At 48.1% G+C, this 11,610-nt stretch carries 12 protein-coding genes and 1 tRNA gene; 12 read left to right on the top strand and 1 reads right to left on the bottom strand.

Going from position 1 to position 11,610, the window contains the following annotated elements:
- The first annotated feature begins 2 nt into the window (after positions 1-2).
- The 7 genes from buk to T2812B_RS05500 all read left to right on the top strand — a co-directional run bounded on the left by buk (position 3) and on the right by T2812B_RS05500 (position 4,471).
- The gene (gene buk, locus T2812B_RS05530; RefSeq protein WP_008194509.1) at positions 3-1,130 is read left to right on the top strand and encodes a butyrate kinase; all 1,128 of its coding nucleotides are present in this window, start codon (positions 3-5) and stop codon (positions 1,128-1,130) included.
- A complete protein-coding gene (locus tag T2812B_RS05525) occupies positions 1,099-1,755 on the top strand; it encodes a hypothetical protein (RefSeq protein WP_038050964.1) in 657 nt (218 codons plus the stop codon). Before buk ends, T2812B_RS05525 begins: the two co-directional genes overlap by 32 nt.
- Entirely contained in the window at positions 1,752-1,985 is a 234-nt protein-coding gene (locus tag T2812B_RS05520) for a ferredoxin family protein (RefSeq protein ID WP_008194505.1), read from the top strand. The genes T2812B_RS05525 and T2812B_RS05520 overlap by 4 nt, the downstream gene beginning before the upstream one ends.
- 12 nt (positions 1,986-1,997) lie before the next feature.
- Positions 1,998-3,059 (top strand): 3-methyl-2-oxobutanoate dehydrogenase subunit VorB, encoded by a 1,062-nt coding sequence (locus T2812B_RS05515; protein ID WP_008194503.1) that lies wholly within the window; start codon positions 1,998-2,000, stop codon positions 3,057-3,059.
- Entirely contained in the window at positions 3,050-3,793 is a 744-nt protein-coding gene (locus tag T2812B_RS05510; RefSeq protein WP_008194501.1) for a thiamine pyrophosphate-dependent enzyme, read from the top strand. Before T2812B_RS05515 ends, T2812B_RS05510 begins: the two co-directional genes overlap by 10 nt.
- A 1-nt stretch (position 3,794) precedes the next feature.
- A complete protein-coding gene (locus T2812B_RS05505; RefSeq protein ID WP_008194500.1) occupies positions 3,795-4,355 on the top strand; it encodes a 2-oxoacid:acceptor oxidoreductase family protein in 561 nt (186 codons plus the stop codon).
- A gap of 38 nt (positions 4,356-4,393) precedes the next feature.
- Positions 4,394-4,471: transfer RNA gene (locus T2812B_RS05500), tRNA-Asp, on the top strand.
- A gap of 16 nt (positions 4,472-4,487) precedes the next feature.
- Here T2812B_RS05500 and uvrB read toward each other — a convergent pair.
- The gene (gene uvrB, locus T2812B_RS05495) at positions 4,488-6,482 is read right to left on the bottom strand and encodes an excinuclease ABC subunit UvrB (RefSeq protein WP_008194498.1); all 1,995 of its coding nucleotides are present in this window, start codon (positions 6,480-6,482) and stop codon (positions 4,488-4,490) included.
- Between the two features lie 116 nt (positions 6,483-6,598).
- On the opposite strand from uvrB, the gene T2812B_RS05490 reads away from it, so the two are divergent.
- The 5 genes from T2812B_RS05490 (at position 6,599) to T2812B_RS05470 (ending at position 11,606) form a co-directional block, all read left to right on the top strand.
- Positions 6,599-8,506 carry a transketolase gene (locus T2812B_RS05490; protein ID WP_008194496.1) on the top strand — a complete coding sequence of 636 codons (1,908 nt, stop codon included), beginning with the start codon at positions 6,599-6,601 and terminating at the stop codon, positions 8,504-8,506.
- A gap of 72 nt (positions 8,507-8,578) precedes the next feature.
- A complete protein-coding gene (gene efp, locus T2812B_RS05485) occupies positions 8,579-9,136 on the top strand; it encodes an elongation factor P (RefSeq protein WP_008194492.1) in 558 nt (185 codons plus the stop codon).
- A 14-nt stretch (positions 9,137-9,150) separates the two neighbouring features.
- Positions 9,151-9,516: an Asp23/Gls24 family envelope stress response protein gene (locus T2812B_RS05480; RefSeq protein WP_004082310.1), complete on the top strand. Its 366-nt coding sequence runs from the start codon at positions 9,151-9,153 to the stop codon at positions 9,514-9,516.
- 21 nt (positions 9,517-9,537) lie between these two features.
- Positions 9,538-9,966 carry a transcription antitermination factor NusB gene (nusB, locus tag T2812B_RS05475; protein ID WP_004082311.1) on the top strand — a complete coding sequence of 143 codons (429 nt, stop codon included), beginning with the start codon at positions 9,538-9,540 and terminating at the stop codon, positions 9,964-9,966.
- An 11-nt stretch (positions 9,967-9,977) separates the two neighbouring features.
- On the top strand, positions 9,978-11,606 hold the full coding sequence (locus T2812B_RS05470; RefSeq protein WP_008194486.1) for a formate--tetrahydrofolate ligase: 1,629 nt from the start codon (positions 9,978-9,980) through the stop codon (positions 11,604-11,606).
- The last annotated feature ends 4 nt before the right edge of the window (positions 11,607-11,610 follow it).

Here is an 11,610-nt window from a genome sequence, read left to right as displayed (position 1 = left end):
GCGTGTTCAGAATCCTCACCATAAATCCCGGTTCTACATCCACAAAGTTGTCCATATTCGAAGACGAAAGAATGGTGAAGATGCAAAATTTCAGTCATTCGCCGGATGAACTCGGCAGATTCCAGAAAATCCTGGATCAGCTCGAATTCAGGGAAAAGATAGCGAGACAGTTCGTCGAAGAAACTGGATACAGTCTGAGTTCTTTTTCCGCTTTTGTCAGCCGAGGAGGACTCCTCGATCCCATACCCGGAGGAGTGTACCTGGTGGACGACCGGATGATAGAAACCCTGAAATCAGGAAAAAACGGAGAGCATGCTTCGAACCTGGGAGCGATCATAGCCCACAGATTCTCGTCTGAAACGGGTGTTCCAGCCTACGTGGTGGATCCCGTCGTTGTCGATGAAATGGAAGATGTTGCACGTGTCAGCGGACATCCAAACTATCAGAGAAAATCCATATTTCACGCTTTGAACCAGAAGGCCGTCGCAAAAGAAGTTGCCAGGATGATAAATAAAAGATACGAAGAGATGAACCTCGTTGTGGCTCACATGGGTGGAGGTATTTCAATCGCCGCACACAGAAAGGGAAGAGTGATCGACGTGAACAACGCTCTGGACGGGGACGGACCGTTCACACCGGAAAGAAGCGGAACGCTACCTCTGACACAGCTTGTTGACCTTTGCTTCAGCGGGAAATTCACTTACGAAGAGATGAAGAAGCGTATCGTGGGAAACGGCGGACTCGTGGCGTATCTTGGAACCAGCGATGCCAGAGAGGTGGTCAGAAGAATCAAACAGGGTGATGAGTGGGCGAAGAGGGTTTACAGAGCGATGGCCTATCAGATAGCCAAGTGGATAGGTAAGATGGCAGCCGTTTTGAAAGGTGAGGTTGATTTCATAGTTCTCACAGGTGGTCTGGCTCATGAAAAAGAGTTTCTGGTTCCATGGATCACCGAAAGGGTGAGTTTCATAGCACCGGTGCTTGTCTTTCCGGGAAGCAACGAGGAAAAAGCGCTTGCCCTTTCGGCACTGCGGATTCTGAGAGGTGAAGAAAAGCCAAAAAATTATTCTGAAGAATCTCGAAGGTGGAGAGAAAGGTATGATTCGTATCTTGATGGGATCTTACGGTAGCGGAAAAACAGAAATATCGATCAATCTGGCCTTAAAACTGAAGAGCTCGGGGAAGGACGTATCACTGGTCGATCTGGATGTGGTAACACCTTATTTCAGATTGAGAGACCTGAAGAAAGAGTTAGAAGAACTCGGAATCCACGTTGTGACAGTGGGAGACAACCTCAGATACAGCGACTTGCCGATCATACCAAAGAACACAGACTGGCTGTCCAGTGAAGAAGCCGTCATCGACACGGGAGGAGAAGACGGAGCAAAAGCGGTAGGAGCCCTAAGACATCTCATGAATGGAAAAAACACTCACACTTATTTTGTCGTAAATGCCTTCAGACCGTTCTGTGAACGTCCGGAAGATATCATCGAAAACTTGAAGAAGATATCCACTCTTTCCAAGATGAAGATCGATTTCCTGATAAACAATTCCAATCTTGGAGACATGACCACAGCGGAAGTTGTTCTTGAGGGAGAACGAATAGTTTCAGAAGTTTCCAGGAAAACAGGGATAAAGGTTCTTTTCACCGTGGTTCCAGAAGAGCTGATCGATCCTCCTGAGACTGAATATACTCTTTTCATCATCAGAAGGTTCATGAAAAGAAAACTGGGAATCGGGGGGATGAGAACATGAGAGGCTACATAACGATCGATTCAGAAAGGTGCAAGGGTTGCGGTCTGTGCATCTCCGTGTGCCCTGCAAAGGTGATCGAGTTCTCCCACAGATACAACTCGAAAGGCTATCACCCCGCGGTGTACAGGGGAGATGGCTGCATAGCCTGCGGGTTCTGTTATCTCACGTGTCCGGATGTTTGTATAACCGTGTTCAGAGAGGTTCAGAAGAAAGCCAACGTGAAGGTTTGAGGAGTGGTGCTTATGAAAAAACTCATGATGAAAGGAAACGAAGCGATAGCAGAATCTGCGATAAGAGCGGGTTGCAGATTGTACTTTGCTTATCCAATCACTCCCCAGAGCGAAATAGCAGAATACATGGCGAGAAGACTTCCTGAAGTAAGAGGTGTTTTCCTTCAGACCGAAAGTGAAATAGCAACGGTCAACATGGTTTATGGAGCCGCTTGCACCGGAAAACGTGTTATGACATCGACATCGTCTCCTGGTTTCAGCCTGATGCAGGAGGGGATCTCCTACATTGCAGGCGCAGAGCTTCCCTGCGTTTTCGTCGACGTGGTGCGTGGAGGTCCCGGACTTGGAAACATCCAGCCTTCTCAGGGTGATTATTTTCAAGCGGTGAAAGGAGGAGGCCACGGGGATTACAGATTGATCATTCTCGCACCATCAACGCTTCAGGAAGCCGTGGATCTGACCCAGCTGGCTTTTGATCTCGCTGACAGATACAGAAATCCCGTTCTCATACTGGCGGATGGAATGATCGGCCAGATGATGGAACCTGTTGAGCTGCCGGAGATGAGAGATTTGTCCACCCTTCCAGATCATTCGGATTGGGCACTTCGAGGTACCAGAAACAGAGAGCCGCACAGAATAGCCGCTTTCAACATAGATCCTGTCGGTCTTGAGAAAATGAACAAGCACTTACAGGAAAAGTACAAGATGATAGAAGCGTCAGAGCAGCGATGGGAAGAGTACAGAGTGGATGGTGCAGAGTATCTGATGGTTGGCTACGGTACAATGGGAAGAATCCTCAAGAGCGTTGTGGACTCTCTGAGAGAAGAAGGGATACCGGCTGGCCTGTTCAGACCTGTGACACTCTGGCCCTTCCCAAAAAGAAGGCTCAAAGAACTGGCCGAAAAAGTAAAACTCATCTTCGTTGTGGAGATGAGTTCCGGGCAGATGGTCGAAGACGTTCAGATTTCGGTGGAGGGAAAGGTACCGGTACACTTCTATGGACGCATGGGAGGAGTTGTTCCAACACCCGAAGAAATACTGTCTGCCTTCAAGGAGGTGAGAAAATGGAAGTGATATTCAAAAGACCGAGAGCCTTGAGCGATAGAGAATTCACTTACTGTCCAGGATGCCATCACGGAGTAATACACAGACTGATAGCAGAAGTGATAGATGAGCTGGACATTCAGGAAAAAACCATAATGGTTGCCCCTGTTGGCTGCTCTGTTTTCGCTTACGAGTTTTTCGATGTGGATGGGACGGTGGCTCCGCACGGTAGAGCACTCGCAGTGGCAACCGGTATAAAAAGAGCACTCCCGGACATGATAGTCTTCACCTATCAGGGGGATGGAGATCTCGCGGCCATCGGGATTGCGGAGACAATCCACGCGGCGAACCGCGGGGAAAAGCTGACAACGATATTTGTCAACAACGCGGTGTACGGTATGACGGGTGGACAGATGGCACCCACCACCCTTTTGGGGCAGAAAACCACCACGACCCCATACGGCAGAACCGCAGCGAACGACGGATATCCTCTTCACGTTTCCGAAGCTCTGAGTACGATCTATGGAGTCGCTTACCTTGAACGTACAACGGTGAGTACCACAAAGGATATTCTGAACACAAAAAAAGCCATAAAGAAAGCTTTCCTCGCACAGATAAAGGGATTGGGATTCGGAATGGTGGAAGTGCTCAGCACCTGTCCCACAAACTGGGGGATGAGTCCAGTGGAAGCTCAGAACTGGCTTCTGGAGAACATGGTAAAGGAATTTCCTCCGAAAGTTTTTGTTGACAAGGTGGGCGATTGATATGGCGTATCACGCGATAATAATAGCCGGCTTTGGTGGTCAGGGAATCATGCTCACAGGACAGATAATTGCCGCAGCTGCTGTTAAAGAAGGGAAAAACGCCACCTGGCTTCCTTCGTACGGTCCCGAAATGAGAGGAGGCACCGCCAACTGCACCGTGATCGTGGATGAAAAACCGATCACTTCCCCCGTTGTCGATCATCCCACGGAAGTGATAGCGATGAACTTTCCCTCCATGATGAAATTTGGAGCAAAACTCAGATCCGGTGGTCTGCTCTTGGTCAATTCTTCTGTTGTTGAACAGATCATAGACAGGGACGATATAGAAACGATCGAAATACCAGCGAACGAGATAGCGGAAGAAGCGGGAAACGTGAAAGCTGCAAACATGGTGATGCTCGGAGCCTTTCTGGAACTAACAAGAACAGTGAGCTTTGAAGCTGTAGAAGAAGTACTCAGAGAGCAACTTTCAAAAACCAAGGAAGATCTTCTCAAAATCGATCTGATCGCTATAAAAAAAGGCAGGGAGTTCATCGGTAGTTTGTACCACAAATCCTCTTGACAACCCGTGACTTTTCTGAGAAAATAGTATTCGGTTCAGGGGACGTGGTGCAGCCTGGTTAGCATGCCGGTCTGTCACACCGGTGGTCGCGGGTTCAAATCCCGTCGTCCCCGCCAGAAAGAAGAAAGGGGCTCAGAGCCCCTTTTTCTTTTTTATCTCTTCCCTGATTCTGAACAGCTCATCCCTCAAGGCCGCTGCATCTTCGTACCTGAGCTCACTTGCAGCCCGATACATTTCCTCTTCGAGAATGGCCATGTACTCCTCTGGAGAGAGCGTTTTCTTCATCTCAAAGATGTTTTTCACAGTGTCTCCGTACCTCTCAGGCTCTTCTTTTACCATGAACTGTTCGAACACTTCTATCTCCAGAGGCTTTATCACGGAACGTGGAGTGATACCGTGTTTTCTATTGTACTCGAGCTGAATTCTCCTTCTTCTGTTCGTTTCTTCGATGGCTCTCTTCATCGCGTTTGTTATCCTGTCGGCGTACATGATGACCTTCCCGTTGACGTTCCTTGCGGTTCTCCCTATGATCTGGATGAGCGTTGTTTCAGATCGAAGGAAGCCTTCCACGTCCGCGTCCATGATCGCTACCAGTGACACCTCGGGAAGATCGAGACCCTCCCTCAGAAGGTTCACACCAACGACCACGTCTACGTCTCCTCGCCTCAGTTTCTTCAGGACCTCAACCCTTTCTATGGCGTCCAGTTCGGAGTGAAGATAGAGCGATCTTATTCCAAGTTCCGTCAGATGTTCACTCAAAAGCTCTGCCGTTTTTTTGGTGAGCACCGTAACGAGGGCCCTCTCCCCTCTTTCTTTCACTTTCACGATCTCGTTCACAAGATCATCCACTTGCCCCGCGGTGGGACGTACCTCCACCTCCGGATCCACGAGTCCGGTGGGTCTAATGATCTGCTCAACAACCTGTTCAGAGATTGAGAGTTCGAAGTCTCCCGGCGTAGCGGAAACGAAGATGATCTGGCCTGTTTTTTTCAAAAATTCTTCGAAAGTCAGCGGTCTGTTGTCGTAAGCAGAAGGCAGACGAAAACCGTATTCAACCAGATTTTTCTTTCTGGATCTGTCTCCGTTGTACATGGCCCTGAGTTGAGGAACCGTGATGTGTGACTCGTCTATGAAAACGATGAAATCTTCATCGAAATAATCGAGAAGCGTGTACGGAGGCTCTCCCGGCTTTCTTCCATCGAAGTGTCTGGAGTAGTTCTCTATCCCCGGACAGTATCCCATGGTTTCCAGCAGCTCTATGTCGTTCAGAGTTCTCTGCTTCAAACGTTCGTACTCGAGGATCTTTCCCTGTTTTTTGAGCTCCGAGAGTCTTTCGTTAAGCTCCTCTTTTATTGATTCGACGGCTCTTTTGAGTTTCTCCTCCGTTGTGACAAATTCAACGGCAGGATAGATGATGATCTTGTCGAGACGCTCCAGTGTGGTGCGATTGAATCTATCTATCAACGTTATCGAGTCCACTTCGTCTCCGAAGAACTCGATCCTGATTCCCTCATCCTGATACGTCGGGTAGATCTCCACTGTGTCTCCTTTCAGCCTGAAACATCCAGAGAGAGACACATCCTCCGTTCTCTGATAACCTATCCTTGCCAGTCTTTCCGCGAGTTCCAGAACTTCTATTCTATCTCCAACGGCGAGATTTATGTTCATCCTGTCGAAATCGTTCGGGTCTCCCGTGGCGTAAATACACGAAACGCTCGCGACTACCACCACATCACGGCGAGTTCTCACAGATTTCAACGTGGACATTCTCATTCGCACGATCACATCGTTGATGTCAGCGTTCTTCTCTATGTAAAGATCCTTCGTTGGAATATAGGCCTCCGGTTGATAGTAATCGTAGTAACTTATGAAGAACTCCACTCGATTTTCCGGGAAGAACGTTTTGAACTCCTGATAAAGCTGGGCGGCAAGCGTCTTGTTCGGTGAGATCACAAGGGCGGGTCTGTTCACACGCGCTATCACGTTGGCCATGGTGAAAGTCTTTCCGCTCCCCGTAACACCGAGGAGCGTTTGAAATCTCATTCCCCTGTTCAAACCTTCTACAAGTTTTTCTATGGCCTGTGGCTGGTCACCCGTTGGCTCAAATTCACTCACCAGCTTGAACACAATTTTTTCCTCCTGGAAAACTTTTTAACATATCTATAATGGTAGAATCTCAAAGGACAGATACAACTATCTCTTGATCAATATTATGACCCAGTTGTGGGAGGTGAGGTTTAACGATGGAAAGGTTTCCCTATGAAAAACTTCCAGAAAGCGAACTCAAAGAGTTGAAAGAACTCGGAAGGCTCTGCCGTGGCGACATACTGAAAATGACCTACATAGCTAACTCAGGCCATCCTGGAGGATCCATGTCTTCGATCGATCTTTATCTTACCGTCTTCAAGTACGCAAAACTCAGACCCGTCGATGATCCTGCAAGAGACAGAATCGTGATCAGCCATGGACACACTTCTCCGGGTGTCTACGCAGCTATGGCTCGTTTGGGGTTTGTCGATCTCGATGAAGTCCTCGCAGGATTCAGACACCCCGCTTCCGTTTTTGAAGGACACGTGACCCGAGGTGTTGGGATCATCGACTGGACAACCGGAAACCTCGGTCAGGGTCTTTCAGCCGGACTCGGTTTTGCCCTCGCATCCAGGTTCACAGGAAAAGATTACCACGTCTTTGTTCTCATGAGTGACGCAGAACAGGCAAAAGGACAGGTGGCGGAGGCAAGAAGAGTGGCGAAAAAGTACGGTGTCACGAATCTCACAGTGATCATCGACTACAACGACGCCCAGATCAGTGGCCGTGCCAGAGACGTCATGCCCGTGAACATAAAGGAAAACTACTTAGCGGACGGCTGGAGGGTCATCGAGATCGATGGGCACGACTACGAACAGATCTATCTCGCACTGAAAGAAGCGGTAGAAGACGAACTGAATCCCGTTGCCATAATCGCCAAAACGGTCATGGGAAAAGGCGTATCTTTCATGGAAAACGAGGTGAAATACCACGGAAAGCCTTTGAACAGAGAAGAACTCGAAAAAGCCCTCGCGGAACTCGGAATTGAAAACGATGTTGATGTGTACATCGAAAAAAGAAAACAACTTCCAGTGGAAAAACACAAGAAAGTCTACAAAACTTACCCGATCAAGATCGACACGGGAGAGCCCATCACCTACACCTCACCCACTGACAACAGAAGCGCATTCGGAAAAGCTATTCTGGATCTGGTGAAGAAGAACGCGAACAATCCAGAAGCCACTCCCATCGTCGCTGTGGACTGCGACCTGAAGGGATCGGTCAAACTCGATCTGCTCGACAAAGAGTTCCCTGAGAGACTCTTGGAAGTGGGCGTTCAGGAACACAACGCTGCCGCTATGGCGGGGGCACTCTCCGCAGAGGGTGTGATCACGTTCTTCGCTGATTTTGGTGTTTTTGGAATTTCTGAAACCTACAACCAGCACAGGCTGAACGCCATCAATGGAACGAACCTCAAAGTCGTTGTCACACACTGCGGACTCAACGTGGGAGAGGACGGAAAAACTCACCACGGACTCGACTACGTTTCCGGGCCGATGAACTGGTACGGTTTCAAAGTGATCGTCCCTGGTGATCCCAACCAGACGGATAGAGTTGTCAGATACGCCGCGAAGGAATACGGGAACTTCGTAATCGCCATGGGAAGATCTAAGCTTCCCATCATCCTCGATGAAAACGGGAAACCTTTCTTCGGAGAGGGTTACACCTTCGAATATGGGAAGATCGATGTCGTTAGAAAAGGTGACGACGCGGTGATCATAACTTACGGTTCTACACTCTGTGAAGCCGTAAATGCCGCAGACGAACTCAAGAAAGAAGGAGTAAACGTAGCCGTTCTGAATGTCTCCTGTCCGGTGGATCTCGATATAGAGACCTTGAAGATGGTCGATGGAAAACCCGTTCTCGTTGTGGAGGATCACAACGTTTTCACAGGACTTGGAAGCTTCCTTGGAACCACCCTTCTTGAAAACGGCATCATCCCGAAGAAATACGTGAGAGTAGGTGTTCCAGAATTCGCCGTGTCCGGCAGTTATACGATGCTCTACAAACTCTACGGCCTGGATAAAGATGGAATAATTTCCAGACTCAGAGAGATGCTCTAAAAAATCGTTCATGATAAAATTCTACGAGGGGAGGAAATCCCCTCGTAGATTTTGTTGTGAGGAGGTGCTCAGATGATCGAAGTAGGTGATCTGAAGAAGGGTATGTTCATCATCTACGATGGAGAAATATACAGAGTCCTCGAGGCGAGCAAACACTTCATGGGAAGAGGAAGCGGACTCATCAGAACAAAACTCAAGAATGTAAAAACAGGATTCGTCAGGGAAGTGAATTTCCCAAGCGGTGAAAAGGTACAGGAAGCAGAGCTCTCTTTCAAAAAGGCCCAGTACCTTTACAGAGATGGAGATCACTATTATTTCATGACGCTCGATGATTATGAGCAACACGCCCTGAGCGAAGAGGAAATAGGTGATGCAAAATACTACCTGGTCGAAAATATGGAAGTGGATCTTGTGTTTCACGAAGGAACACCTATAGGAATCGAGCTTCCAACCACTGTCGAACTGACAGTGGTAGAGACAGAACCATCCTTTAAAGGCGACACCGTTTCCGGGGGAGGAAAACCAGCGGTCCTTGAAACTGGGCTGAAGATCACTGTGCCATACTTTATCGAAGTTGGTGATAAAATAAAAGTTGATACGAGAACAGGGGAGTACGTTGGAAGAGCATAAAAGGGGGGATCTTTATGGCGGAAGAATACAAGAACATCGAAATATCCGACGGAGTGATAAAAGAAATCGCAATCAGAAGCATCGAAGAGTTTTTGGGAGATGTGAGCTCAAAGGTTATCAAGAAGATCAGAAAGAGCCTCGATGTTACCAGAAACCCCGATGACAGCCTTGTGATCGAGTTCAAAATCGATGTGCCCTACGGCGAACCGATTCCGGAATACGTTTCCAAACTCACTGAAAAAGTCAAACACGACGTTGAAATGATGACATCCATGAAAGTGGAATCCATCAACGTCACGGTGGAGAACGTTTTTGAGAAAGAAGAGGAGCTGGAAGAAGAACCAGAAGAAATCAAGGAGGATGAAGAAAAGAAAGAATAAATCTGGAAAGGAGATCCAGACATGAAAACACCGAGGCGAAGAATGAGGCTTGCTGTCTTCAAAGCCCTGTTTCAGCATGAATTCAGAAGAGACGAAGATCTTGAACAAATTCTCGAGGAAATTCTGGACGAAACCTACGATAAAAAGGCAAAGGAAGACGCCCGGCGCTACATAAGAGGTATAAAAGAGAACCTTTCCATGATAGACGATCTCATTTCCCGATACCTAGAAAAGTGGTCTCTGAACCGATTATCCGTTGTGGACAGAAACGTTCTGAGACTCGCCACTTATGAACTTCTCTTCGAAAAGGACATCCCCATAGAAGTGACCATCGATGAAGCCATAGAAATAGCCAAGAGATACGGCACGGAAAACAGTGGAAAATTCGTCAACGGAATACTGGACAGAATCGCCAAAGAACACGCTCCAAAAGAAAAATTCGAACTTTGAAGGTGATAATTTTGAAACCGATCAAAGAGATCGCCGATCAGTTGGAATTGAAAGATGACATTCTCTATCCTTACGGCCACTACATAGCGAAGATCGACCACAGATTCTTGAAAAGCCTTGAAAATCATGAAGATGGGAAACTGATCCTCGTAACGGCAGTTACCCCCACCCCTGCAGGTGAAGGAAAAACTACCACCAGCATAGGACTTTCCATGTCTCTGAACAGAATCGGTAAGAAATCGATAGTTACTCTGAGAGAGCCTTCCCTCGGCCCCACCCTTGGATTGAAAGGCGGTGCAACAGGAGGTGGCAGGTCGAGGGTTCTTCCTTCTGATGAGATAAACCTTCATTTCACCGGAGATATGCACGCCGTGGCCTCCGCCCACAATCTGCTGGCGGCCGTTCTGGATTCGCACATAAAACACGGCAACGAACTCAAAATAGACATAACAAGAGTATTCTGGAAGCGAACCATGGACATGAACGACCGCGCTTTAAGAAACATAGTAGTCGGTCTTGGAGGCTCAGCGAACGGATTTCCAAGAGAGGACAGTTTCATCATCACGGCCGCTTCCGAAGTGATGGCCATTCTTGCTCTGTCCGAGAACATGAAGGACCTGAAAGAAAGACTTGGGAAAATAATCGTGGCGCTCGACGCTGACAGAAAAATCGTCAGGGTCTCTGATCTTGGAATCCAGGGTGCCATGGCCGTTCTTTTGAAAGATGCCATAAATCCCAACCTCGTTCAGACAACCGAAGGAACTCCAGCGCTCATACACTGCGGACCTTTCGCCAACATCGCGCACGGCACCAATTCCATCATAGCGACGAAGATGGCCATGAAGCTCTCCGAATACACGGTCACGGAGGCGGGTTTTGGAGCAGACCTCGGTGCTGAGAAATTCATCGACTTTGTTTCCCGTGTTGGTGGTTTTTATCCGAACGCAGCCGTTCTGGTGGCCACAGTGCGAGCTTTGAAGTACCATGGTGGTGCAAACCTCAAAAACATCCACGAGGAAAACCTGGAAGCCCTCAAAGAAGGATTCAAAAATCTCAGGGTACACGTGGAAAACCTGAGGAAATTCAATCTGCCCGTCGTGGTAGCGCTGAACAGATTCAGCACGGACACAGAAAAGGAAATAACCTACGTGGTGAAAGAGTGCGAAAAACTCGGTGTGAGGGTAGCAGTCAGTGAGGTTTTTGAAAAGGGCAGCGAAGGCGGTGTCGAACTCGCAAAAGCCGTAGCAGAAGCTGCGAAGGACGTAGAACCGGCTTACCTCTACGAGATGAACGATCCTGTGGAAAAGAAGATAGAGATTCTCGCAAAAGAAATCTACAGAGCGGGAAGAGTGGAGTTTTCCGATACTGCAAAAAATGCCCTCAAATTCATTAAAAAACACGGTTTTGATGAGCTTCCCGTGATCGTTGCCAAAACTCCAAAGTCCATTTCCCACGATCCGTCTCTCAGAGGTGCACCTGAAGGATACACATTCGTTGTCAGCGACCTCTTCGTTTCCGCCGGGGCAGGCTTTGTTGTTGCGCTTTCAGGAGACATAAATCTGATGCCTGGTCTTCCAAAAAAACCAAATGCTTTGAACATGGACGTAGACGACAGCGGTAACATAGTAGGTGTTTCGTGAAGGA

Origin of the sequence: Thermotoga sp. 2812B (genome assembly GCF_000789335.1) — a bacterium.
Classification (GTDB): domain Bacteria; phylum Thermotogota; class Thermotogae; order Thermotogales; family Thermotogaceae; genus Thermotoga; species Thermotoga maritima.
Note: the sequence above shows the minus strand (reverse complement) of the source record. Positions and strands in the feature narration are given on the sequence as shown.